At 73.0% G+C, this 22,434-nt stretch carries 26 protein-coding genes; 22 read left to right on the plus strand and 4 right to left on the minus strand.

What is annotated here, in order from left to right:
• Positions 1-19: 19 nt before the first annotated feature.
• From CHC11_RS09565 to hypE, 7 genes are read left to right on the plus strand one after another with little or no spacing between them, the layout of a single operon-like run.
• Complete coding sequence (locus CHC11_RS09565) at positions 20-526, plus strand: DUF892 family protein (RefSeq protein WP_143226991.1); 507 nt, start codon at positions 20-22, stop codon at positions 524-526.
• A complete protein-coding gene (locus CHC11_RS09570; protein ID WP_245919006.1) occupies positions 523-1,119 on the plus strand; it encodes a D-sedoheptulose-7-phosphate isomerase in 597 nt (198 codons plus the stop codon). Before CHC11_RS09565 ends, CHC11_RS09570 begins: the two co-directional genes overlap by 4 nt.
• Positions 1,116-1,322 (plus strand): HypC/HybG/HupF family hydrogenase formation chaperone, encoded by a 207-nt coding sequence (locus CHC11_RS09575; RefSeq protein WP_089311283.1) that lies wholly within the window; start codon positions 1,116-1,118, stop codon positions 1,320-1,322. The genes CHC11_RS09570 and CHC11_RS09575 overlap by 4 nt, the downstream gene beginning before the upstream one ends.
• A gap of 5 nt (positions 1,323-1,327) precedes the next feature.
• Positions 1,328-1,966, plus strand: coding sequence for a D-sedoheptulose-7-phosphate isomerase (locus tag CHC11_RS09580; protein ID WP_089311632.1), 639 nt, complete (start codon positions 1,328-1,330; stop codon positions 1,964-1,966).
• Positions 1,966-2,235 carry a HypC/HybG/HupF family hydrogenase formation chaperone gene (locus tag CHC11_RS09585; protein WP_089311284.1) on the plus strand — a complete coding sequence of 90 codons (270 nt, stop codon included), beginning with the start codon at positions 1,966-1,968 and terminating at the stop codon, positions 2,233-2,235. The genes CHC11_RS09580 and CHC11_RS09585 overlap by 1 nt, the downstream gene beginning before the upstream one ends.
• Positions 2,235-3,413 carry a hydrogenase formation protein HypD gene (gene hypD / locus CHC11_RS09590; protein WP_089311285.1) on the plus strand — a complete coding sequence of 393 codons (1,179 nt, stop codon included), beginning with the start codon at positions 2,235-2,237 and terminating at the stop codon, positions 3,411-3,413. Before CHC11_RS09585 ends, hypD begins: the two co-directional genes overlap by 1 nt.
• Positions 3,410-4,477 carry a hydrogenase expression/formation protein HypE gene (gene hypE, locus CHC11_RS09595; RefSeq protein WP_089311286.1) on the plus strand — a complete coding sequence of 356 codons (1,068 nt, stop codon included), beginning with the start codon at positions 3,410-3,412 and terminating at the stop codon, positions 4,475-4,477. Before hypD ends, hypE begins: the two co-directional genes overlap by 4 nt.
• Here the strand turns inward: hypE and CHC11_RS09600 are convergent.
• On the minus strand, positions 4,460-4,720 hold the full coding sequence (locus CHC11_RS09600) for a hypothetical protein (protein ID WP_245919008.1): 261 nt from the start codon (positions 4,718-4,720) through the stop codon (positions 4,460-4,462). The genes hypE and CHC11_RS09600 overlap by 18 nt on opposite strands.
• Positions 4,721-5,219: 499 nt before the next feature.
• On the opposite strand from CHC11_RS09600, the gene CHC11_RS09605 reads away from it, so the two are divergent.
• The 14 genes from CHC11_RS09605 to CHC11_RS09670 all read left to right on the plus strand — a co-directional run bounded on the left by CHC11_RS09605 (position 5,220) and on the right by CHC11_RS09670 (position 19,194).
• The gene (locus CHC11_RS09605; protein ID WP_089311287.1) at positions 5,220-6,224 is read left to right on the plus strand and encodes a sulfotransferase family protein; all 1,005 of its coding nucleotides are present in this window, start codon (positions 5,220-5,222) and stop codon (positions 6,222-6,224) included.
• A gap of 465 nt (positions 6,225-6,689) precedes the next feature.
• Complete coding sequence (locus CHC11_RS09610; RefSeq protein ID WP_179278766.1) at positions 6,690-6,947, plus strand: acyl carrier protein; 258 nt, start codon at positions 6,690-6,692, stop codon at positions 6,945-6,947.
• Positions 6,947-7,591, plus strand: a complete 645-nt coding sequence (locus CHC11_RS09615; protein ID WP_089311289.1) for an SGNH/GDSL hydrolase family protein — start codon at positions 6,947-6,949, stop codon at positions 7,589-7,591. Before CHC11_RS09610 ends, CHC11_RS09615 begins: the two co-directional genes overlap by 1 nt.
• Before the next feature lie 76 nt (positions 7,592-7,667).
• Complete coding sequence (locus CHC11_RS09620; protein ID WP_179278767.1) at positions 7,668-8,480, plus strand: SGNH/GDSL hydrolase family protein; 813 nt, start codon at positions 7,668-7,670, stop codon at positions 8,478-8,480.
• A 29-nt stretch (positions 8,481-8,509) separates the two neighbouring features.
• Positions 8,510-8,962, plus strand: a complete 453-nt coding sequence (locus CHC11_RS09625) for a nuclear transport factor 2-like protein (protein WP_089311291.1) — start codon at positions 8,510-8,512, stop codon at positions 8,960-8,962.
• 243 nt (positions 8,963-9,205) lie between these two features.
• Positions 9,206-11,008 (plus strand): acyl-CoA dehydrogenase family protein, encoded by a 1,803-nt coding sequence (locus tag CHC11_RS09630; RefSeq protein WP_179278768.1) that lies wholly within the window; start codon positions 9,206-9,208, stop codon positions 11,006-11,008.
• A gap of 5 nt (positions 11,009-11,013) precedes the next feature.
• Positions 11,014-12,879: a fatty acyl-AMP ligase gene (locus tag CHC11_RS09635; RefSeq protein WP_089311293.1), complete on the plus strand. Its 1,866-nt coding sequence runs from the start codon at positions 11,014-11,016 to the stop codon at positions 12,877-12,879.
• Positions 12,880-12,955: 76 nt separating this feature from the next.
• Positions 12,956-13,537: a PadR family transcriptional regulator gene (locus CHC11_RS09640; protein WP_089311294.1), complete on the plus strand. Its 582-nt coding sequence runs from the start codon at positions 12,956-12,958 to the stop codon at positions 13,535-13,537.
• Between the two features lie 141 nt (positions 13,538-13,678).
• Complete coding sequence (locus tag CHC11_RS09645; protein WP_089311295.1) at positions 13,679-14,233, plus strand: ATP-binding protein; 555 nt, start codon at positions 13,679-13,681, stop codon at positions 14,231-14,233.
• A 55-nt stretch (positions 14,234-14,288) separates the two neighbouring features.
• Entirely contained in the window at positions 14,289-14,831 is a 543-nt protein-coding gene (locus CHC11_RS09650) for a hypothetical protein (RefSeq protein WP_089311296.1), read from the plus strand.
• An 82-nt stretch (positions 14,832-14,913) separates the two neighbouring features.
• Entirely contained in the window at positions 14,914-17,715 is a 2,802-nt protein-coding gene (locus tag CHC11_RS09655) for a sensor histidine kinase (RefSeq protein ID WP_089311297.1), read from the plus strand.
• Positions 17,712-18,131, plus strand: a complete 420-nt coding sequence (locus CHC11_RS09660; protein WP_089311298.1) for a roadblock/LC7 domain-containing protein — start codon at positions 17,712-17,714, stop codon at positions 18,129-18,131. Before CHC11_RS09655 ends, CHC11_RS09660 begins: the two co-directional genes overlap by 4 nt.
• A 6-nt stretch (positions 18,132-18,137) precedes the next feature.
• Complete coding sequence (locus tag CHC11_RS09665; RefSeq protein ID WP_089311299.1) at positions 18,138-18,581, plus strand: DUF742 domain-containing protein; 444 nt, start codon at positions 18,138-18,140, stop codon at positions 18,579-18,581.
• Positions 18,562-19,194, plus strand: coding sequence for a GTP-binding protein (locus tag CHC11_RS09670; protein ID WP_089311300.1), 633 nt, complete (start codon positions 18,562-18,564; stop codon positions 19,192-19,194). Before CHC11_RS09665 ends, CHC11_RS09670 begins: the two co-directional genes overlap by 20 nt.
• A 7-nt stretch (positions 19,195-19,201) precedes the next feature.
• On the opposite strand, the gene CHC11_RS09675 is transcribed toward CHC11_RS09670, so the two are convergent.
• Entirely contained in the window at positions 19,202-19,738 is a 537-nt protein-coding gene (locus CHC11_RS09675) for a winged helix-turn-helix transcriptional regulator (protein WP_218826003.1), read from the minus strand.
• 65 nt (positions 19,739-19,803) lie between these two features.
• On the opposite strand from CHC11_RS09675, the gene CHC11_RS09680 reads away from it, so the two are divergent.
• Positions 19,804-21,240, plus strand: a complete 1,437-nt coding sequence (locus CHC11_RS09680) for an MFS transporter (protein ID WP_089311302.1) — start codon at positions 19,804-19,806, stop codon at positions 21,238-21,240.
• A gap of 351 nt (positions 21,241-21,591) precedes the next feature.
• Here the strand turns inward: CHC11_RS09680 and CHC11_RS09685 are convergent, their stop codons facing one another.
• On the minus strand, positions 21,592-21,816 hold the full coding sequence (locus tag CHC11_RS09685; RefSeq protein ID WP_089311303.1) for a helix-turn-helix domain-containing protein: 225 nt from the start codon (positions 21,814-21,816) through the stop codon (positions 21,592-21,594).
• Positions 21,816-22,421, minus strand: coding sequence for a DUF2975 domain-containing protein (locus CHC11_RS09690; RefSeq protein WP_089311304.1), 606 nt, complete (start codon positions 22,419-22,421; stop codon positions 21,816-21,818). The genes CHC11_RS09685 and CHC11_RS09690 overlap by 1 nt, the downstream gene beginning before the upstream one ends.
• Positions 22,422-22,434 lie beyond the last annotated feature (13 nt).

Genomic DNA, 22,434 nt, shown 5'->3' on the forward strand with positions numbered 1-22,434 from the left:
GGACGCGGAGCGGACGCTCATGACGACGATCGAGCGGCGGCTCGTCGGCCACCTGAGGGACGCGCACGCGCTCCAGGAGCACGCCGAGGCCGCGCTGAGCGAGATGCTGGCCGCGGCGGCCGACGAGCCGGAGCTGCGCCGGCCGTTCGGCCACTACGCCGAGCGGTCGCGGGCGTACACGAGGGCGATCGAGGCGCGGCTGCACGCGCGCGGATCGTCCCCGGGCATCGCGCGCGACGCCGGGACGCTGCTCGCGCCCGTGCTGGAGGGCGGTATCGGCGACGGCCACCGCGACCCCGTCAGGCACATGCGGGACGCCTACGTCGCCGTCCACCTGCAGATCGCGGCGGGCGAGACGCTGCGGCGGGTCGCCGACCGCGCCGGGGACGGTGAGACGGCGGCGGTCGCGGCGGCGATGTGCGAGGACGCGCACGCGATGTCGCACGAGCTGTCGGACCGCTGGGACCTCGCCGTGGACATGTCGCTGGGCGCCCGGCACGCCCCGCCCGCGGGGGACGGCCGGTGACCGCCGCCGTGGCGGAGGTGTTCCGCCGCCGCGCGGAGCCGGGCGCCGCGCTCGCCGAGGAGGCCGGCGCCATCGCCGCGGCCTGCCACGCGATGGCGGTCCGGTTCCACCGCGGGGGGCGCCTGCTCACCTTCGGGACCGGCGCCGCCGCGACCGACGCGCAGCACGTCGCGGTCGAGTTCGTGCACCCGGTGATCGTCGGCAAGCGGGCGCTGCCCGCGCTGTCGCTCACCGGCGACGTCGCGACGCTCACCGGCGTCGGCGCCGGCGCGGGGTTCGACGACGTGTTCGCCCACCAGGTCCGCTGCTTCGGCGGCCCGGACGACATCGCGTTCGGGGTCTCGCCGGACGGCCGCTGCAACAGCGTCCTGCGCGCCATGGAGTGCGCCCGGGACCGCGGCATGCTGACGGTCGCGCTGGCGGGCGGGGACGGGGGAGCGCTCCCCGGGGCGGTCGACCACCTGGTCACCGTGCCGTCCGGCGACCCGCGCGTCGTGAAGGAGGTGCACGTCACCGCCTACCACGTGCTGTGGGAGCTGGTGCACGTGTTCCTGGAGCAGCCGGGCGTGCTCGGCCAGGAGGTGACCGCGTGACCGGGTGCACGGGCGACCACTGCGTGACCTGCGCGGACGAGGCCGTCCCGGTCGTCGTCGCGCGGCTCCTCGGCGACGGCCTCGCGGTCGTCGACGTCGGCGGCGGGCGGCTCGAACGGGTCAGCGTGGCGCTGGTGGACGCCGACGTCGGCGACACCGTGCTCGTCCACGCCAAGGAGGCGATCGGGGTCGTGACGACGTGACCGACATGCTCTATCCCTTCCTGTACGCGGGCGGCTCGGGGCTGGACACCCTGCTGGAGGACGTGCGCCGCTCGACGCGCGAGAAGGCCGAGGAGATCGTCCGGCTGCGCGAGGCCGTCCTGGAGCTGTACGGCGCGGACCTGGCGGCCTGCGCCGCGCGGATGGCGGGCGCGTTCCGCTCCGGCGGCCGGCTCTTCACGTTCGGCAACGGCGGCAGCTCGACGGACGCGCAGGACGTCGCGGCGCTGTTCCTCAACCCGGGCGGGTCCGCGCGGCCGCTGCCGGCGCTGGCGCTCACGACCGACGTCGCCGTGGTCACCGCGCTGTCCAACGACGTCGGGTTCGAGGTGGTGTTCGCCCGGCAGCTCGCCGCGTTCGGGCGTCCGGGCGACATCGCGCTGGCGCTGTCCACCAGCGGGAACTCCGACAACCTGATCGCCGCGCTGCGGGAGGCGGTGCGGCGCGCGATGACGGTGGTCGGGCTCGCCGGGTACACCGGCGGGCAGATGGCGGAGACGCCCGGCCTGCACCACCTGTTCACCGTCCCGTCGTCGTCGGTGCACCGCGTCCAGGAGGCGCAGACGACGATCTACCACGCGCTCTGGGAACTGACGCAGCTCGAACTGGCGGGGGAGGCCCTCTGATGTGCCTGGCGATTCCGGGCGAGATCGTGGAGATCATGCCGGACGGCCCGGTGGCGAAGGTGGACGTGACCGGCGTCCGCCGGGCGGTGAACATCGCGCTGCTCGACGGGGAGCGGCTCGCCGCCGGCGACTGGGTCCTCATCCACGTCGGGTTCGCCATGTCCAAGATCGACGAGGCCGAGGCGAGGGCGACGCTGGCCCTGCTGGAGGGCCTCGGCGAAGCCTATGACGACGAGATCGACGCGCTGCGGGAATCGGGGATCGACTGATGCGCTTCGTCGACGAGTACCGGGACGCGGAGCGGGCGAGGGCGCTCGCGGCCTCGATCGCCGCGCTGTGCGAGCCCGGGCGGCACTACAAGTTCATGGAGGTGTGCGGCGGCCACACGCACACCATCTACAAGCACGGGCTGGAGGACTACCTGCCGGAGAGCATCTCGCTGGTGCACGGGCCGGGCTGTCCGGTGTGCGTGATCCCGATGGGGCGGGTGGACGACGCGATCCACATCGCGTCGCAGCCCGGCGTCATCATGGCCTCGTTCGGGGACATGATGCGGGTACCGGGCGGCAGGGGGTCGTTCCTGGACGCCAAGGCCGCGGGCGCGGACATCCGGATGGTGTACTCGCCGCTGGACGCTCTGAAGATCGCCGAGCGGAACCCGTCGCGGCGCGTGGTGTTCATGGGGATCGGGTTCGAGACGACCGCCCCGTCCACCGCCATGACGGTGCTGCGCGCGGCCGCGGCCGGGATCGAGAACTTCTCGGTGTTCTGCAACCACGTGACGATCCTTCCGGCGATCAAGGCGATCCTCGACTCGCCGGACCTGCGCCTGGACGGCTTCCTCGGCCCGGGCCACGTGTCGACCGTGATCGGCTGCGGGCCCTACTCGTTCATCACCGAGGACTACCGGAAACCGCTGGTCGTCGCCGGGTTCGAGCCGCTGGACATCCTGCAGTCGGTGCACATGCTGCTGGCCCAGCTCGCCGCGGGCCGCTCGGAGGTGGAGAACCAGTACGGCCGGGTCGTCACGTGGGACGGCAACCCCCGGGCGCTGGAGGCGATCTCCGGGGTCATGGAGCCGCGGCCGTACTTCGAGTGGCGCGGCCTCGGCTTCATCTCCCACTCCGCGCTCCGGATGAGGGAGGAGTTCGCCGCCTTCGACGCCGAGCGCATCTTCGACATCCCGGGCGGACGGGTCGCCGATCCGAAGGCGTGCCAGTGCGGCGAGGTGCTCAAGGGCGTCCTGAAACCGTGGGAGTGCAAGGTCTTCGGGACGGCCTGCACCCCGGAGACGCCGATCGGGACGTGCATGGTCTCGTCGGAGGGCGCGTGCGCCGCGTACTACAACTTCGGCCGCTTCACCCGCGAGCGGATCAGCGGGGTCGGCCGGAACGGCGGGACGGGCCGGGCGGAGGACACCGGACAGGTGAGGGAGACGGCGCGATGACCGTTCGCGAGGAGCAGGTCCTGGAACGCATCGAGCGCGCGCGGAGCCGCAAGGCCCGGCTCCGCGAGGACACGATCACGCTCGCGCACGGCTCCGGCGGCAAGGCCACCCGCACGCTGGTCGAGGCGGTGTTCCGGGAGGCGTTCAGCAATCCGCTCCTGGACCGGATGGACGACTCGGCGCGCTTCCGGGTGAACGGCGCCGACCTCGCCTTCACCACCGACTGCCATGTCGTGTCGCCGCTGTTCTTCCCCGGCGGCGACATCGGCGACCTGGCCGTCAACGGGACCGTCAACGACCTCGCCGTCTGCGGCGCGAGGCCGCTGCACCTGTCGGCGGGGTTCATCCTCGAAGAGGGGTTCCCCGTCGCCGACCTGCGGCGCATCACCGAGTCGATGCGGCGCGCGGCGGACGCGGCGGGCGTCGACATCGTCACCGGCGACACCAAGGTCGTCGAGCGCGGGAAGGCCGACGGCTGCTTCGTCACCACGGCCGGCGTCGGGGTCGTGCGGTCCCGGCCGGCGGGGGAGATCCGTCCCGGCGACGCCGTGCTGGTCACGGGGCCGATCGGCGAGCACGGCGTCACGATCATGCTGGCGCGCGGCGAGCTCGACCTGGAGGCCGACGTCGTCTCCGACACCGCGCCGCTGACCTGCCTGCTCGCCGACCTGGCCGACGCGTGCCCGGGCGGCCTGCGCCGGATGCGGGACGCGACCAGGGGAGGCGTGGCGACCGTCCTCAACGAGATGGCGTCGGACGCCGGGGCGGCCGTGGTGGTGGAGGAGGACGCGATCCCGGTGCGTCCCGCCGTCCGGGGCGCCTGCGAGCTGCTCGGGATCGACCCGATGTACGTCGCGTGCGAGGGCCGCGCCGTGGTGGTGGTCGCCCCCGAGTGCGCGCCGGCCGCGCTGGCGGCGCTGCGGGCCCACCCGCTGGGCGAGGAGGCCGCCGCCATCGGCCGCGTGACGGACGACCCGTCCGGCCTCGTCCTGCTGAAGACGGCCTTCGGCGGCACCCGCATCGTCGACCTGCTGGTCGGCGACCCGCTACCGCGCATCTGCTGACGCCGGGCGGCCCCGCCGGACGCCGGCGAGCGTGACGAGCAGCGACGCCGCCGTCAGCGCCGCGCCGAACCACAGGACGCTCCTGACGCCCAGGTGGTCGGCGAACAGCCCGCCGAACAGCGCGCCGACCGCGATGGAGGTGTTGTAGGCCAGGGTGTTGAGCGACATCGCGGCCTCGAACGTGTCGGGCGCGGCGGCGAGCGTCATGGTGATCTGGCACAGCTGCCAGGCGCCGAAGGACACGCCCCACACGACGAGCAGGACGACCGGCGCGGCCGGGCGGCCGAGCGCTGCCGGAAACGTCGACGGGGGAAAAGGGGGCAGCGCAGGCGGGCGCGGGGGCGTGAGCCCACTCCGGAAGCGCCCTCCCCGGCCGGCAGCGCATATCTCGGCGCACTTTGGGCGGACGGGAATCCGCACACCGGGCATTACTCGGGAAGGGCGGCGTCAACCGGCGACGGCGGCGCGTACGCCATCTACCGGACGACGCGATACGACCCTTCGGGCCATTGAAGGCTTTCGAACGTTCAACCACTTCGGGCGAGTCCGGCGCGCGGGTAAACGAGCAGGGCAGGGTCGCCGCCCAAGGGCGACACGCCTTCGGCGCCGGGGCCGAAGCGGGCGGTCCGGATCGGCGGGTGGGGCCCGTGCGAACCATGAGACTGATGTGACCTGCGCTCTTCAGGTTCTGTTGAGGTTCGTTTGAGCTTGGTCCGAGGGGGCGCGGGTACGTTCGCGGGCCATGACAGGGGAGTCATGCCGGCCCATCTTCGTGCTCGGGTGCCCGCGCTCGGGGACGACGCTGCTCCAGCAGATGCTGCACTCGCACCGGCACATCGCGTTCCCCTCCGAGACGCGGTTTGTGCACATTTCTTACGACATGCGGCACCGGTTCGGGGACCTGGAGCGGCCGGAGAACCGGCTCGCGCTGGCCGAATGGATCGTCAGCGGCGAGGGCACCAAGTTCGGGGTGCTGCGGCTGGACGCCGCAGCCGTGGTCGAGGAGATCGTGCGGGGGCCGCCGACGCTGGGGTCGGCGATCGCGGCGGTGTTCCGCGCCTACGCGCGCCGGCACGGGAAGCCGCGCTGGGGGGACAAGCGGCCGAGCTACTTCCGCCGGGTGCCGATGCTCCGGCGGATGTTCCCCGACGCCCAGTTCGTCCACCTCGTCAGGGACGGCCGGGACGCGGTGAGCTCCCTCATGCGGATGCCGTGGTTCGACGGCGACATCCACGCCGCCGCCCTGACGTGGCGGGAGGCGGTCGACATGGGCGCGCGCCTGCGGACCCGCCTCGGCCCGGACACGTTCTACGAGTTCCGCTACGAGGACCTGGTCGCCGAGCCCGAGGACGCCCTGACGAGGCTGTGCGCGTTCCTCGGCGAGGAGTACGACCCCGGCATGACGGCGGCGTACCGGCACGCGCGGCGGACGGTGCCGTCCACGCGGAAGTGGCACCTCGGCACGCACGAGGCCGTCAACGGCCGCCATGTCGGCGCCTGGCGCGACCGCCTGGAGGGCTGGGAGGCGGACCTCGTCCAGCATGTGCTCGCGTCCCGGCTGCGGCACCACGGTTACGCGATCACGGAGGGGGCGCGTCCCGCGGCCGCGCCGCTCGCCACATTCCACCGCCTCGCGGCGCACCGCTGGCGGGCGCGGCACGCGCGGGCCGTCCGCGAGCGGCTCGCGGAGGGGCGCGAGTTCAACCCCGTCGTCTCGTGGCTGAACGGTCCGGTAAGCGTGTCCTGACAGACTGAGGGCGGGGACTGAGGGGACAGGTGATCCTTTCCTTCAGGTAAGGCCGCCTCGGCCGGGCAGCACGGGTCCCGGCCGAAGGGTTGTCCGAAACTCTCCTGGAACGTGCCCGGTTCCCGGCCGGCGCCGGGGGGCGCCCGGACCGGCCTGATTGGGGAACGGCGCAGGTAGCGTGCCGCCGGGAGTCCCGCGGGGGAGGACGTATCGGTGGGGCGCGCGGGGACGGCGTGCCCGCGCCCGCGTGCGTTGGGCCCTTATCGGAAGTGGTTACCGGCAAGTAACTTATCGCCGTTTTTACCGTACCACTGACTGGGTTTACAGGACGGAGACACCTCCGTGTCCGATCGTTCACATCCGGATCGAGACATGCCAACCATTTGGCTGTATCTTGCGTGTTGCTCGTCTTCCGTTACCAATCGCGATTGTTTTGATGATCCTCTGACATAAGGAGGAGTGGCGGTGGCCCGATCGGAAATAATTTCCCACGACGAGCTGCAATCGTGGCTTCTTGACAAGATCGCCTTCTACCTCGACAGGCCTGTGGAAAACATCGATCCCGGGGTCGAACTCGCCCGTTACGGGGTCGACTCGGTGTACGCGATCAGCATCATCAGCGACATCGAGGACCACCTGCAGGTCGAGGTCGACGTGGCCGAGGCGCGGCGCCGGGAGACGGTGGCCGACCTCACCGACTACCTGCTCGACCTCGTCGCGTGATGGCCGGCCGGCCCCCCGAGGTCGGCGGCGCCGGCGTCGCCGGGCCCGCCATGGTGGTGCTCGGCGACAGCGTGGCCGAGGGCCAGGACGATCCGGACCCGGCCGGCGGATGGCTCGGCTGGGCCGGACGGCTGGCCCGCCACCTGGGGATTCCCCGCGAGGAGATGCTCAACGCCTCCGATCCGGGCGCGACGGTCGAGGACGTGGTCCGCGACCAGCTGCCCGCCGTGCGCGAGATGGCGCCGCGGCTGGTCGTGCTCGGCTGCGGCATGAACGACGCGCTGCGCGGCTTCGAGCGGGAGGCCGCGGGGCGCCGGCTGGCGGAGCTGTTCGGCTGGGCCCGCGGGCGCGGCGCGGTCGTCCTCGCCATCCCGGTGCCCCGGCCGCCGCTGCTGGACATCACGCCGATCTCGCAGTTCCGCAAGAAACGCACCGTGCAGCGCATTCACGACTTCAATGCTGAACTCGACCGGGTCTCGCGCAAGTTCGGAATGGCGTTCCCCGAGCGGGAGACAGTGGCGAGAGTCGCCGATCCCGCGATGTGGAGCGCCGACGGGATCCATCTGAACCCGGATGGGCACGCATATGTCGCAGAGGTGATGGCGCGGATTGCGGCGAACCTGCTCGGCGAGCGAGTGAAATGATTTCCGGGGGCCGATCCAGCAGTCTGGGAGACTGATGAAGAGAGCATGTTCCGTCGCCCGCGCATTCCGTGCGCCGATGCTGCTGTTCCTCGCTCCCGTACTGGTCGTGCAGGCATGGCGGACGGTGCGGCGGACACCGCGGCTGGACCCGGCGACCGGGGACGAGCAGGGCTTCGTCGCCGGCGCCGACCCCGGGCGGGGCCCGGCCTTCCGGGTCGTGGTGATCGGCGAGTCCACCGCCGTGGGCGTCGGCGCGTCCCGGCACGCCGACGCGCTGCCCGGCTTCCTGGCGGAGGAGCTGGGCGAGCGGCTGCGGCGCAGCGTGGCCTGGTCGGTCTCCGGCCGGGGCGGCGCGACGGCGCGCCGCATCATCGGCGAGCTCGTCCCGCCCGCGAACGGCTCCGCGCCGAACTTGGTGGTCGTCACCGCGGGCATCAACGACCTGCTCAGGCGGCGTCCCCTGCGCCGGTGGGCGGCGGACGTGACCGAGCTCGTCGCCCTCCTGCGCGGCCGGTTCCCGGAGGCGACGGTGCTCGTCGCCGGGATGCCGCCGGTGCACCGGTTCCCCGCCCTGCCGCGGCCGCTGCGCTCGGTCCTCGGCGCGCGGGCGCGCGCCATGGACCGGATCACGCGGGACGCGGCCGCGGCGGGCGGCGCCGTCCACGCTCCCATGGACGAGGCGATGGCCCGCGACCCCCGGCTCTTCGCGTCCGACGGCTTCCACCCGTCGGCCGCGGGGTACCGGGTCTGGGCGCGCGACCTCGCCCGCGCCGCCGTCCCCACCACCGCTCCCGCGACCGGACCCGGCGGCGCCGCCGTCGCCGGACCCGGTGACCCGCCACAGGACACGCCCCCCGCCGGCGCCGTCCCGCCGAGGACGGCCGACTGACCAAACGGCAAGCGAAGGGAGCAGCTCGGATGACGGTTCCCGGAACGTTCCGATCGGCGGTGGAGGCCAAGGACCTCGCCGCCATCACCGGTGCGCTGGACCCCGGCATCGAGTTCCGCAGCCCGGTGATGGTGAAGCCCTACCTGGGGCGCGACGCCGTCGCGGCCCTGCTCGGCGTCCTGCTGGAGGTCTTCGAGGACTTCCACTACACCGACGAGCTGGTGGGCGTCCCCCCGGGCGGGACGAACGGCGCAGGACCGCCGGCGCAGGCGCTGATCTTCAGCGCCCGGGTGCTGGGCAAGGACGTCCAGGGGCTGGACCTGCTCAGGTTCGGCGAGACCGGGCTCGTCACAGGCCTGACCGTCATGGTCCGCCCGCTGCCCGCGGCGATGACGCTCGCCCGGGTGGTCGGCAGGCGCATGGAGGATCCGACGAACGCCGACGACGCGGGGGGCCCGTCCGGCGACACCGCGCAGCCATAGGGAGCCGACCCGCACAGGAGTCGCGGCCCGCGAACCGGAAGGCGCGACCCACACAAGGGAGTCGAAGGAAAAATGGATAGCAAGGTCCCCGCACACCCCGTGCATCCCGCCCGCCCCGCTCACTCCGCCCCCGGGGCCCACGCTGAGAGTCCCGTCCATCCCGCGCATTCCGCTCACCCGGGCCATTCCGAGAACCCCGCGGCCGAGAACCCGGGATCCAAGACCTCCGCATCCGAGAACCTCGTGCCGGAGCAGTCCGCCCCCGCGGGTCCCGCGTCCGGACGGCACCCGCGCGAGCGGCTGGCCCCGGCGCACCGGATCGCCGCCGACCTGGACGGCTACCTCGGCGACCCGATGGACGACGAGGCCGGGCCCTTCTCCTACAAGGCCATCGTGGAGGCCGAGGAGCGCGACGAGATCCCGCCGGGCGCGGTGGACGCCGTCCGGGCGTGGGGTTTCCCGAAGTACCTGGTGCCGAGCGGGCTGGGCGGGCGCCTGACGACGCTCGAGGAGCTGTTCTTCGTCACCCGCGGCATCTCGCGCCGCAGCGTCACCGTCGCGGTCATGTACGGGTCCGGGTTGCTGGCGGTCAACCCGGTGTGGCTGTGGGGCGACGCGTGGCAGCGCAGGACCGTGGCGGACGGTGTGCTGCGCGGCGACCTGGCCTGCTTCGGCGTCTCGGAGGCCGACCACGGAAGCGACGTGATGGCCTCGGAGTCGGAGGCCGACATCCAGGGGGACGAGCTGGTCCTGACCGGGGTGAAGTGGCCGGTCGGCAACGCCACCCGCGGACGGTTCGTCACCACCTATGCCAAGACCGGCCCGCGCGACTTCTCCCTCATCCTGGTCGACAAGCGGGAACTGGACCCGGCGGCCTGGTCGACGCTGCCGCCCGTCCGGACGGTCGGGCTGCGCGGCCACGACCTGTCCGGCGTCGCGTTCTCCGGAGCGCGGCTGCCCGCCGAGCGGGTGATCGGGCGGCGCGGCTCCGGGCTCGTCCAGACGCTGAAGACCCTGCAGATCACCCGGACCGCGATCGCGGCGCTGTCGGTCGGGACGATGGACGCGGTGGTGCGCATCGGGATGGAGTACGCGCGCCAGCGCACCCTGTACGGCTCGGACATCTACCGGATCCCGGTGATCCGCGACCATCTGGTCAAGGCGCATCTGGACCTGCTGATCGCCGAGTGCGTGGCGATCCCGGTGGCGCGCTGCCTGACGGTCGCGCCCGGACGGCTCAGCCTGTGGTCCTCGATCGTGAAGTACTTCGTGCCCGTCCTCGGCGAGGAGGTCGTGGCCAGCATCGGGACCGTGCTCGCCGCGCGCGGCTACCTGCGCGAGGGCGTGGCGCACGGGGTGTTCCAGAAGCTGCAGCGCGACCACGCGATCGCGAGCATCTTCGAGGGCACCACGCACGTGAACCTCGCCAACGTCGCGGGCCAGCTGCCCTTCCTGATCGACCCGCAGGCGGAGACGGGCCGCGAGGACGAGCTGCTCGCCGACCTGTTCTGCTGGACGCGGACGCCGCCCGCCTGGGACCCCGACGGCCGCCTGCTCCAGCTCACCAACGAGGGGCGCGACGAGATCGGCCAGCGGTTCGAGGAGATCTCCGAGGAGGTGCTGGCGGCGGCGAACGCGCACGCCGCGCCCGGCGTCGCGGCCGAGCTGAAGGACCTGCTGTCCGCCATCGGCACCCTGCGCGCCAGGATCGAGGCGGGCATCCGCGCGAACGAGGGCGACACCTCCTCCGTGGCGGCGCTGACGCGGGCCAGACGGTACTGCGAGCTGCACGCGATGGCGTCGTGCATGCTCACCTGGCTGCACAACCGGGAGGTGTTCGGCGGGGCCTTCGAAGAGGGCCAGTGGCTCGTCCTGTGCCTGCAGCGGCTGCTCCAGCGGGCGCAGCCCGACACCGTCCTGTCCGAGGACTTCCTCCCGCCGCTGGAGGACGCGATGTTCCGCGGCACGGGCGAGCGGCGCTGGTTCTCCCTGCTCTCCCTGTCCCCGCTCCCTCCCTCCCTGCTCATCCCCGCCGAGGACGAGTGACACCCATGACCGGGCCACCGGAGACGACGAGAGATTTCGTGTCGCTCGTCCGGAAGAACATCCGGACGCACGGCGACACCCGCTCCTTCACCTTCATCAGTGAGGAACCGGGACGCAAGTACAAGGAGAACGTGCTCGGCTTCGCCGACCTGGACCGCAGGGCCCGCGCGCTCGGCTGCCGCCTGGAGGCGCGCGGCCTGCGGGACCGGGCCGTCCTGCTGCTCTATCCGGAGGGGCTGGAGTTCCTGGCGGCGTTCCTCGGCTGCCTGTACGCGCGCGTCATCGCCGTCCCGGCCCCGCTCCCGGACCTGGACGCGGGCCGCTTCGGCCGCACCCGCCGGATCATCGAGGACGCCGACATCGCGCTGGTCCTCACCGACACCGCCCACCGCGACACCCTCGACGCGTGGCTGTCGGCCGCCGGGCTGAAGGGGCGCGTGCACTGCCTGGACACCCAGGCGGGCAAGGACACCGACGCCGGCGACTGGTCCCCGCCGCGGTCCGGCCCGGACACCGTCGCCTTCCTCCAGTACACCTCCGGGTCGACCAGCGAGCCGAAGGGCGTCATGGTCACCCACGGCAACCTGCTGGCCAACGGCGAGGAGATCAGGCGCCGCATCGAGGGGTCGCACGCCACGGTCGGCGTCGGCTGGGTGCCGCACTACCACGACATGGGCCTGGTGGGGCAGTTCCTCCAGCCGCTCTACCTCGGCTGCCGGTACGTGTTCACCTCGCCGATCACGTTCATCAAGCGCCCCGTGCTGTGGCTGGAGCTGATCACCCGCTACCGGGGGACGATCACCGTGGCGCCCAACTTCGGGTACGAGCTGGTGCTGCGCCGCGTCACCGACCGGCAGCTGGAGGGCCTGGACCTGTCGTCGCTGACGGTCGTGAAGAACGGCGCCGAGCCCGTCCGGGCCGCGACGCTGGAGGCGATGGCCGAGCGGTTCGCCCCGGTCGGGTTCCGTCCCTCGATGTGGATGCCGTGCTACGGGATGGCCGAGACGACCCTGCTGATCACCGGGGCGCCCCTCGGCGGCGGCCCCGTCGTCCGCGACTTCGACGCCGGGGCCCTCGCGCGGAACGAGGCCGTCCCCGCGGACGAGGCCGCCCCGCCGGGCGCGGCCCCCGCCCGCGGCGGCGTCAGGCGGCTCGTCAGCAGCGGCCGTCCGGTCACCCTGGACGTCCGCGTCGTCGACTCCGAGACCCGCGCCGAGCGGCCGGAGCGGCGCGTGGGGGAGCTCTGGGTGCGCGGCGGCAGCGTCGCCCGCGGCTACTGGGAGAGCCCCGAGCAGACCGAGGCGACGTTCCGCGCCCGCACGTCCACCGGCGAGGGTCCGTTCCTGCGGACGGGCGATCTCGGCTTCGTCGCCGACGGCGAGCTCTACGTCACCGGGCGGATCAAGGACCTGATCATCGTCAACGGCCGCAACATCCACGCGCACGACATCGAGGAGGTGGCGCGGGCGGCCCATCCGGCCGCCCTCCTCGGCGCCGCCTTCGCGATCGACGCCGCCATCGATCCCGACCTCGGCCCCGGGCCGCCCGCCGGCGGGGACGCCGTCGACGCGAGCCGGGAGCAGGTCGTCATCGTCCAGGAGGTGAGCACCCGCGCCGCCGCCGGGACGCCGCTGGAGGAGGTGGCCTCCGCCGTCAAGACCCGGGTCGCCCGCACCTTCGAGCTGCCCGCCGTCAGCGTCGTGCTGGCCGCGCGGGGCTCGGTCAGGCGGACGACCAGCGGGAAGATGCAGCGCCGGCTCACCCGCGAGGCGTTCCTGACCGGGAAGATCACCGAACTGGCGGCCGATCTCGAACCGGGCGTCGCCGCCCTCCGGGACGCGCGCGCACAAGTCGACGCTGACCAATACTAGTCAACATGATGACTAATCATGTCGTTGTCTGCTAACGTCGGGCATCACCCTGAGTCAAGGCGGGGAGAGAAGGCCGATGGCGCTACGTCACGCGGTGCTTGCGGCGCTGCTCGACGGCGAGTACAGCGGCTACCAGCTGGCAAAGATCTTCGATTTGTCGGTCTCCAACTTCTGGCACGCCGTACCGCAGCAGCTCTACTCGGAGCTGTCGAGGTTGGAGACGGAAGGTCTGATCAGCGGGCGGCAGATCATCCAGCACGACCGTCCCAACAAGCGCGTGTACACGGTCACCCAGGCCGGCGTCGACGAACTCGAACGGTTCGCCGTGACCCCCGCCAAGCCCGGGATCATTCGCGAGAACCTGCTCGTCATGGTCCAGGCCGTGGACCACATCTGCGCCGACTCCGTCATCGCGCAACTGGAAGACCGGGCGGTGGCCTCGGCGGCCAAGGTCGAGGTCTTCGAACGCACCCTCAAGCACCTGCGCGGCGACCTGGACGAGGATTCCTTCCTGCGCACCGGGTCCCCTCTCGGGCCCTACCTCACGTGCCTGCGCGGACGCCGCTTCGAGCAGGAGAACTACGCGTGGTTCACCAGCACCGCCCGGCTGCTGCGCGCCCGGGCGGGCACCCAGTCCGAGGGGAGCGGCCCGCCATGAGGCGGCCCAGTCCCTCGCACGCCGTGCCGCCGTCTGCCCGGACAGCGGCGGCACCGGCACCAACCCCCCACGCCCACCTCAGCCTCGCGCCTCGGCCGGGCTGGGATCGGGCGGCACGCCTTAGTCAAGGAGGCGTTCATCATGTCAGGCGACCACCACACCATCGAACTGCCCAGCACACCACTCCCGAGCCACCTGACCGCCAGCGCGACACCGGTCGCGCCACCGAACGGCACCGCGCCTAACGGCACGGCGCCGAACGGGCCGCGGGGCCTGGACGAGCCCCCGGCGGTCCTGCTGGGCGAGCTGACGCTGCCCGCCGAGCGGGAGTCCGTGCCGGCGGCGCGGCGCTTCAGCAGGTCCGTCAGCACCGCGTCCGGCATCGGGCACATCGCCGACGACACCGAGGTCCTGGTGTCCGAACTGGTCACCAACGCCGTCCGGCACGCACCGGTCCCCGGCGCCGCGCTGTGCCTGCGGCTGCTGCGCGCGGGCACCCGGCTCCGCATCGAGGTGCACGACCAGAGCGCCGCCGTCCCGACGGCGCGGCCGGTCGACCTCATGGAGGAGACGGGGCGCGGCTGGTTCCTCGTCGCGGTCATGACCGACGGGCACGGCACCGACCACACCGCCTCCGGCAAGGCGGTCTGGTGCGAGGTGCGCGCCTGGCCGCGGGACGAGCACCCCGGCCACTGAGCAGTTCCCGCGCACCCCCGGTACGGCGATGGGAAATGCCATGCCTGCTAACGCCATGCCCGCAGACAAGCGGCCCGCCGGCCGGCGGCCCCCCGACCAGGGGCCCGCCGACCAGCGGCCTCCCGACCAGCGGCCCGCCGACCAGCGGTCCGCCGACCGGGGGCCGGTCGACCGAAGGCCCGCCGACCCGGAGCCCGGTGACCACCGGCCTCCGGGGGAGCCCGCCGGCCGGCGGCCCGCCGATCCTCGCCGTCCCCCCGACTACTACCGGGAGGACGGGCGGCGCGCCACGGCCGAGGAGGCCCAGCGGCTGCTGCTCGACGTGCGGGGACGCCTGCTCGCGCAGGACGTCATCCGCGTCGGCGCCGTCGTCGTGGTCGTCTCGACCTGGTTCACCGTGATCGACCTCGGCATCGCGGCGAACGGAAGGCCGCTGCTGTGGCAGACGATCGTGTCCGACCACGCGATGCACGCCGACATCGGGCAGTACACCGCGCGGGACAAGGCCCTGCGCGGGCACGCCCAGGCCGTCGCCATGATCACCGGTCGGCTGCGCGGGCTGGTCGCCCGCGCGGCCCTGGACGAGGCCCACCCCTGACCCCGCACCCCCGAAGCACGGGCCGCCCCCGGCACACCGACCGGCAGGCGCGGCCCGCCCCCGGCTAGAGGTAGTGATCTCGATGTCCCGCACGACACCCCGCGACGACGCGTCCGGGCGAAGGCCCCGGCGCAGGCGTCCCATCCGGCTGCGGATCACGGCGCTGCTGCTGGTCCCGCTGGTGTCCCTCATCACCCTGTGGGCGTTCGCCGCGAACATCACGCTCGGCGACGCGTTCGACAAGTACGACTTCTCCACGACGTACGAGAAGGTGGGCCTTCCCGGCATCTATCTGGTGAACCAGCTCCAGGCGGAGCGTTCGCTCAGCGTCGTCGCGCTCAGCACGCGCGACCCCGCGAACCGGCAGAAGCTGGGCGGGCAGCGCGCCCGGGTGAGCGCCGTGGACAAGGCGTTCCGCTCGACCGCGCTGTCGCCCGAGGCGAGGGACGCGGCCCGGCCGGAGACCAAGCGGCGGCTCGCCGAGGCGGTCAGAGCGCTGGACCGGCTGCCGCAGCTGCGCGCCAGGGTCGACTCGGGCCGGGTGCAGCCGCTGGAGGTCATCAACTCCTACAGCGTCCTGCTCGACCAGGTCATCAAGGTCTTCGACGGCCTGGTGACCGTCAACGACGTCGCCATCTTCACCCAGGGCCGGGCGCTGATCGGAATCGGCAACGCCCGCGCCTACATGCTGCGGGAGGACTCGCTCGTCACCGCGGCGATGGCGCGCAACGGGAGGCTCACCGCCGCCGAGCACACCGCGTTCGTCCAGTGGGCCGCGGAGGGGCGGCGCGAGTTCGAGGCCGGGCTCGCCGACCTCAACGAGCAGATCCGCGGGCCGCTCGGCAAGCTCGCCGCGTCCGAGGAGTTCCGGCGGTACCGGGCGGCCGAGGACGCGATCGTCAACGCGCGCGGCGACCGGCTGCCGGCCGAGGCCGCGGACTGGCAGGCCACGACGCAGCTGCTGTCGCAGGCGTGGGCGCAGAAGGTCACCGAGGCGAGCCTCGCGCTCAACGAGATGGCCAAGCCGATCGGTGAGCGGATCATCATGCGGCTCGTGCTGGCGGGCGGGTTCGGGCTGCTCGCGGTGATCGCCTCGATCGTGCTGTCGCTGCTGGCCGCGCGCAGCCTGTCGCGGGAGCTGCGGGGGCTGCAGCACGCCGCGCTGAAGCTCGCCGAGGACCGGCTGCCCGGCGTCGTCGCCCGGCTGCGGCGCGGCGAGGAGGTGGACGTGGACGCCGAGGCCCCGCCGCTCGTCATCGGCAGGTCCCGGGAGGTCGCGCGCGTCGGCGACGCCTTCACCAAGGTGCAGCACACCGCGATCGAGACCGCCGTCCGGGAGTCCTACCTGCGGCAGGGCATCAGCCGCGTGTTCCTCAACGTCGCCTGGCGCAGCCAGTCGCTGCTGCACCGCCAGCTGCGGATGCTGGACGAGATGGAGCGCGACGCCTCCGACCCCAAGGTGCTGGAGGACCTGTTCCGCCTCGACCACCTCACCACCCGCATGCGCCGCCACGCCGAGGGCCTGGTCATCCTGTCCGGGACGTCCCCGGGGCGGGGCTGGAGCCGGCCGGTGCACGTCGAGGACGTGCTGCGCGCGGCGGTCGCCGAGGTCGAGGACTACACGCGGGTCGAGATCGTCGTGGTGTCCGGGCAGGCCGCGGTGATCGGCGGGGCCGTCGCCGACATCATCCACCTGCTCGCCGAGCTGATCGAGAACGCCACGGTGTTCTCGCCCGCGCCCACCGAGGTGCTCGTCCGCGGCGAGATGGGCGCCAACGGGTTCGCCGTCGACATCATCGACCGCGGCATCGGGCTCGACCAGTCCGAGCTGGACGCGCTGAACCTGCGGCTGTCGCAGCCGCCCGAGTTCGACCTGGCCGTCACCGACCGGCTCGGGCTGTTCGTCGTCGGCCGGCTCGCCGGACGGCACGGCATCAAGGTCGCGCTGCAGCCGTCCCTGTACGGGGGCGTCAGCGCCGTCGTGCTGATCCCGCGCCAGCTGATCGTGGACGTCGACCAGCCCGAGGACGAGGACGGCGCCGTCCAGGCGGGTCCCGCCCAGCAGCGGGGCGCGGCGGCGGTGAACGGGTCGGCGCGCGCATGGCCGACGCCTCCGACGCCGTCCTCCACCGCGACGCTCAACGCGCCGGTGTACGACATCGCCCCTGTTCGGGACGTGGCGTCCTCCGATACGGCGCCCAACAGGGCGGTGCCCGATGCTTCGGTGCCCGGCGGTCCCGTGCCGATCGGCGAAGCGGCGCCGCCAGAGACGCCGGTGTCCCTCCCCGAGTGGACGAGCGAGGAGAGGCCGGACCAGAACGCGGCGGTGGGGTTCGACGACGGTGACCAGACCCCGACGTCGTTCGGGACCCCACCGCCGCACGGTCCACCGCCGTCGCGGGGGACGCCGCCGCCGACCGACGCCGCGCGTCCGTTCCAGGCCGCGGACCCCCGCGCACCCGCCTACGGCGGCGGGTCCTACGGCGGCGGGTCCTACGGCGGAGCGACCGGTCAGTACGGCGGAGCGACCGGCCAGTACGAGGCGCCCGCCTCGTTCGGTGAACCGGCGTTCGGCGGGACGCGGTTCGGGGATCCGCAGACGACCGGGGGCGGGCGGGTTCCGCTGCCGCGCCGGGTGCGCGGCGGGAGCCTCGCGCCCCAGTTGCAGGACGCCGGCGTCCACGAAGACACCGGTCCCCACGAGGAGGCCGGCCCGTACGGAGAGGAATCCGCCGCCACCGGCGACGCCGTCGCCGCCTGGGAGGAACGGTCGGCGGAGGCGTCCCGGGACCTGTTCGCGTCGCTGCAGGCGGGCTGGCTGCGCGGCCGGGACGAGGACGAGGCGCCCGAAGGACCCGCGGACGGCATGGAGGGAAGATCATGACCTATCAGGGAGTGGCCGCGGAGCTGAACTTCCTCCTCGACGACCTGGTCGACCGGGTCCCGCAGATCCGGAAGGTGGTCGTGCTGTCCCGGGACGGGCTCGTCATGGGCATGTCGCGGGGCGTCGGGCGCGAGGACTCCGAGTACCTCGCGGCCCTCGCCGCCGGGTTCCACAGCCTCGCCGTCGGGGCGCGGCCGCAACTGGACTCCGGCGAGATCCGGCAGACGCTCGTCGAGATGGACAAGGGGCTGTTCTTCGTCGTCCCGGCCGGGGCCAACAGCTGCCTCGCGCTGCTCAGCGAGGTCGGCGCCAACGCGGGCCTCGTCGCCTACGAGATGACGATGCTGGTCAAGCGGGTCGGCAGGCAGCTGTCCACCGGACTCAGGCAGGGTGCGCCCGGGCCCGGACACCGGTGACCCGCCATGGACCCCAGTGACGGGCCCGGTGCTCCCCGGGGTCCCGGCAGGGAACGGTGGCTCGACGCCGCCGCCGGACCGATCGTCCGTCCCTATGCGGTGACGCGCGGCCGCACCCGGCCGAGCGGCGAGCCGCTCGACATCGTGGCGATCCTCGTCGCGACCGGGCGGCCGCCGCCCGAGCCCGCCCGGCTCTCGCGCCAGCAGCGCCGGCTGCTGGCGCTGTGCCGGCGCCCGCACGCCCTCGCCGACCTCGCCTCGGATCTGAGCCTTCCCTTCGGGGTGATCCGGGTGCTGGCCGGCGACCTGCTCGACTCCGGCCTCCTGGAAGTCCAGCGATGGTCCCCGGCGCCGTCGCCGTCCGGGCCGTTCGGCCCGGCGACCGCGCTCCAGCCGCACAACGACCCGAACCTGCTCAGGAGGGTGCTCGATGAACTCCGCGCGCTCTGACGCCCCGCCCCCCGCCACCGCGGAACCGGACGAGCCCGACGACCGGGCGAACGGTCCGCGCGTCGCGCTGAAGATCCTCGTCGCCGGAGGGTTCGGCGTCGGGAAGACGACGCTGGTCGGCGCGGTCAGCGAGATCCGCCCGCTGCGCACCGAGGAGGCGCTGACCGACGTGAGCGTCGGCGTCGACGACCTCGACGGCGTGGCCGCCAAGACCACCACGACCGTGGCGATGGACTTCGGGCGCATCACGCTGCGCGACGGCGTCGCCATCTACCTGTTCGGGACGCCCGGCCAGGAGCGGTTCTGGTTCATGTGGAACGAGCTGTCGCGCGGCGCGCTCGGCGCGGTCGTCCTCGCCGACACGCGGCGGCTGATGGCGAGCTTCGCCTCGATCGACTACTTCGAGCGCAAGGGCACGCCGTTCGTCGTCGCCGTCAACTGCTTCGACGACGCCGACCGCTACGATGCGCCCGAGATCCGGACGGCCCTGGACATCGATCCCCACGTCCCCGTCCTGCTGTGCGACGCCCGCCGGACGGTGTCGGCGAAGCAGGTGCTCGTCTCGCTGGTCGAGCACGCGCTGCGGCTCGCGGGCGGCACCCGGCACGCGTAGCCGCCCGTCAGCCCCCGGATCCGCCGCGCTGGCCCTCCGCGGACCCCCCGTCGCCCTCCTCGCCGTCCTGCATGCCCGGCGGGCCCATGACGATCTCGTCCACCGCGACGTCGTGACCGTCCGCGCATCTGACCTGCGCCGTCACGCGCTCGCCGCAGCGGGCGTGCGTCAGCATGACCTGGCGCCCCTCCTCGTGGGGGAGGTAGGTCTCGCCGAACTCCATGAGGCTGACGAGGGTGGGCGCGAGATCCAGGCCCATCTTGGTCAGGTGGTACTCGTACCGCGTGCGCTGCCCCGGCTCCTGGTAGGGCTCCCTGGTGAGCAGGCCGGCGTCGACGAGATGGCGCAGCCGGGCGGTGACGGCCGACTCGGTCATGCCGAGGTTGCGCACGAAGTCGCCGAAACGGTTCGTCCCGAAGAAGGCCTCGCTGAGCACCAGCACCGCCGACGGCGGGCCGAGCGCGGCGAGCGTCCTCGCGACCGGGCAGTTCTGCATCGACCAGGCGTCACGGTCGGCGAAGTGCCCTTCAAGTGAGATTGTCACCCTTCCACTATAAACCTGCTGACTTTGCTTGACCAAAGTCAGGGCGCTCGCTAGCCTCCCTGACTATGGTGGAACAAAGTCAGGTGCGCGGCACGGGCCGGGTCCGCAGGGGTCCGGTGCTCGCGGTGCTCTCCGTCGCCTCCTTCATGGCGGGCCTCGACCTGTTCATCGTCAACGTGGCGTTCACCGACATCGGCCGCGACTTCGCCGGGGAGTCGATGGCCGACCTGACGTGGGTGCTCAACGGATACGCGATCGTGTTCGCCGCCCTGCTGGTGCCGCTCGGCCGGCTCGCCGACCGCTACGGCCGCAAGGCCGGCCTCCTCCTCGGCCTGACCGTCTTCACCCTCGCCTCCCAGGCGTGCGCCGCCGCCCCGTCGCTGTGGTGGCTCGTCGCCTTCCGCGTCGTGCAGGCCGCGGGCGCCGCGGCGCTCATCCCCACCAGCCTCGGGCTGCTGCTGTCGGCGTTCCCGGCGGAGCGGCGCGGCGGGGCGGTGCGGGTCTGGTCGGCGGCCTCGGCGATCGCCGCCGCGGCCGGGCCGGCGGTCGGCGGCGTCCTGGTGGACGTCTCCTGGCGCTGGGTGTTCGAGGTCAACGTCCCCATCGGGATCGCGGCGGTGCTGCTCGCGGCCCGCCTGGTGCCCGACTCGCGCGAGGGCGTGACGGCCCGCGTCCCCGACCTGCCCGGGACCGCCGTGGCGACCGCGGCGATCGCGCTGCTGGCGCTCGGCGTGGTGAAGGTCAACGACTGGCCGGGCGAGCGGACGATCCTCGTGGCCGCCGCCGCGCTGCTCGGCCTCGCCTGGTTCTGGCTGCGCTCCCTGCGCCACCCCGCGCCGGTGATCGAGCCCGCGCTGCTGGCCGTCCGCACCTTCTTCTGGTCCAACGCCGCGGTCCTGCTGTTCACCGTCGCGTTCGCCGCCAACCTGCTGCTCGGCGTGCTGTGGATGCAGCAGGTCTGGCACTACTCGCCGATCCGCACCGGGCTCGCCGTCGCGCCCGGCCCCCTGATGGTCCCCGTGATGGCGCTCATCGCCGGACGCCTCGCCGCGCGCGTCCCGGTCGGGCTGATCACCGCCGTCGGGTGCATGCTGTGCGCGTTCGGCGTCGTCCTGATCGCGATGAGCCTGGGCCCGGCGCCGGCCTACGCCGCCGAGATGCTGCCGGGCTGGCTCGTCGGCGGGACGGGCGTCGGGCTCGCCCTGCCCACCATCCTGTCCGCCGCCGCGGTCGAGCTGCCGCCCCACCGCTACGCGACGGGCAGCGCCGTGGTGAACATGAGCCGGCAGATCGGCGCGGTGCTCGGCGTCAGCCTCGCCGTCGCGGTCCTCGGCACCCCGCGCGGCTACCCGGGCGCCCACACCGCCTACGTCCACGCCTGGCTGATGGTCGGCGCGTTCATGGTGATCGCAGCGATCGCCGCCCTTGGCATGACCCCGCGCCGGCTCCGGCCGTCCCGTCCCGTCCCCGAGCCAGAAACGGAAGTGATCGCCCGCGCCTGACACCCCTCCTTGACACGGGAAACGGGCGAAGCCTTGACCCGGACCGCGAGGCCCGGTTCGTCCGTACCCCGCACAGCAGGCACCTCATCCGGAGAGGTGCCTGCTGTATTTATTGTGCTTTCTGGGGCGGTCGGCGCCTGGGGGCGCCGACCGCCCCAGAAAGCACGTGCGATCGCTGCATCGCCTCGGTTCGCCTGGCGGCTCACTCGGCGATCAGGTTCTCGCAGGCTCGAACCTGGCTTCGCTCGCGATCGCGACGGTTCGGCTTGTTGGTGGTTGCTGTGGTGGCTGAGGTCGTCGCGTCCGACGGTTGCGGTTTGCGCGGTTGCGAGGTGTCGCTGTCTCGGGCTCTCAGTCCTCGGTGTAGGCGAGGAGGTCGCCGGGCTGGCAGCCTAGTTCGCGGCAGAGGGCGCTGAGGGTGGTGAACCGGATCGCCTTCGCGCGGCCGTTCTTCAGGATGGAGAGGTTCACGGGGGTCACGCCCACGCGTTCGGCCAGTTCGACCAGGGTGATGCCGCGGTCGGCGAGGATCGCGTCCAGGTGGACGGTGATCTGGTGGGGATCCTCGGGCGGCATCAGACCAGGCCCTCGGTGTCGGCGCGCAGGCGGGCGCCGTGCCCGAACGCCCCGGCCAGCGCCGCGATGAGGACGGCCAGCAGGACGTCCGAGGCCCGCATCATGAAGCCGACCTCGACCGCCGGCGCGAGCGGAGTGCCGCTGACCAGCGCGTTCGTCGTGACCATGTCGAGTGCGGGGGCGGCGGTGCCGAGCAGCAGGACGGCGGTGGAGATCGCGAAGAGCCGCCGGACGTTCGCCGGGACGAAGACGTCGCCGGTGCGGAGGGTCGCGGCCATCCGCATCAGGATCGACAGGATCACGATGACCAGCACGGCCCGGGCGACCTCGGGGGCGGCGAGCAGCACGCGGTCCCCCAGACCGGGGTCGCCGACCGCCAGTTCGGCGTGGTGGGTGCCGCGCAGGGTCGTCCCGCCGGAGGCGAGGTGCGGCACCTGCGCGGTGGAGCGGAGGCTGACGTCGCGGGTGTCGACCGGCGGGAAGGGGCCGGTCACACCGAGGATCGGGAAGAGGGCCTGGAAGAGCCCGACCAGCAGCAGGCCGAGCCCGATGAGCAGCTCCAGGACATGGCTGTCGAACCGGGACCAGAGCGTCGCCGGGGTCATGGGTCGTCTCCTC

The sequence above is a fragment of the Actinomadura mexicana genome (assembly GCF_900188105.1).
Taxonomy (GTDB): domain Bacteria; phylum Actinomycetota; class Actinomycetes; order Streptosporangiales; family Streptosporangiaceae; genus Spirillospora; species Spirillospora mexicana.

Coding starts and splice junctions, on each gene's coding strand:
- CHC11_RS09565 (WP_143226991.1), top strand. CDS start 20: ATGACGACGATCGAGCGGCGGCTCGTCGGCCACCTGAGGGACGCGCAC.
- CHC11_RS09580 (WP_089311632.1), top strand. CDS start 1,328: ATGCTCTATCCCTTCCTGTACGCGGGCGGCTCGGGGCTGGACACCCTG.
- CHC11_RS09585 (WP_089311284.1), top strand. CDS start 1,966: ATGTGCCTGGCGATTCCGGGCGAGATCGTGGAGATCATGCCGGACGGC.
- hypD (WP_089311285.1), top strand. CDS start 2,235: ATGCGCTTCGTCGACGAGTACCGGGACGCGGAGCGGGCGAGGGCGCTC.
- hypE (WP_089311286.1), top strand. CDS start 3,410: ATGACCGTTCGCGAGGAGCAGGTCCTGGAACGCATCGAGCGCGCGCGG.
- CHC11_RS09605 (WP_089311287.1), top strand. CDS start 5,220: ATGACAGGGGAGTCATGCCGGCCCATCTTCGTGCTCGGGTGCCCGCGC.
- CHC11_RS09615 (WP_089311289.1), top strand. CDS start 6,947: ATGGCCGGCCGGCCCCCCGAGGTCGGCGGCGCCGGCGTCGCCGGGCCC.
- CHC11_RS09620 (WP_179278767.1), top strand. CDS start 7,668: ATGCTGCTGTTCCTCGCTCCCGTACTGGTCGTGCAGGCATGGCGGACG.
- CHC11_RS09625 (WP_089311291.1), top strand. CDS start 8,510: ATGACGGTTCCCGGAACGTTCCGATCGGCGGTGGAGGCCAAGGACCTC.
- CHC11_RS09635 (WP_089311293.1), top strand. CDS start 11,014: ATGACCGGGCCACCGGAGACGACGAGAGATTTCGTGTCGCTCGTCCGG.
- CHC11_RS09640 (WP_089311294.1), top strand. CDS start 12,956: ATGGCGCTACGTCACGCGGTGCTTGCGGCGCTGCTCGACGGCGAGTAC.
- CHC11_RS09645 (WP_089311295.1), top strand. CDS start 13,679: ATGTCAGGCGACCACCACACCATCGAACTGCCCAGCACACCACTCCCG.
- CHC11_RS09650 (WP_089311296.1), top strand. CDS start 14,289: ATGCCCGCAGACAAGCGGCCCGCCGGCCGGCGGCCCCCCGACCAGGGG.
- CHC11_RS09655 (WP_089311297.1), top strand. CDS start 14,914: ATGTCCCGCACGACACCCCGCGACGACGCGTCCGGGCGAAGGCCCCGG.
- CHC11_RS09660 (WP_089311298.1), top strand. CDS start 17,712: ATGACCTATCAGGGAGTGGCCGCGGAGCTGAACTTCCTCCTCGACGAC.
- CHC11_RS09665 (WP_089311299.1), top strand. CDS start 18,138: ATGGACCCCAGTGACGGGCCCGGTGCTCCCCGGGGTCCCGGCAGGGAA.
- CHC11_RS09670 (WP_089311300.1), top strand. CDS start 18,562: ATGAACTCCGCGCGCTCTGACGCCCCGCCCCCCGCCACCGCGGAACCG.
- CHC11_RS09680 (WP_089311302.1), top strand. CDS start 19,804: ATGGTGGAACAAAGTCAGGTGCGCGGCACGGGCCGGGTCCGCAGGGGT.
- CHC11_RS09685 (WP_089311303.1), bottom strand. CDS start 21,816: ATGCCGCCCGAGGATCCCCACCAGATCACCGTCCACCTGGACGCGATC.
- CHC11_RS09690 (WP_089311304.1), bottom strand. CDS start 22,421: ATGACCCCGGCGACGCTCTGGTCCCGGTTCGACAGCCATGTCCTGGAG.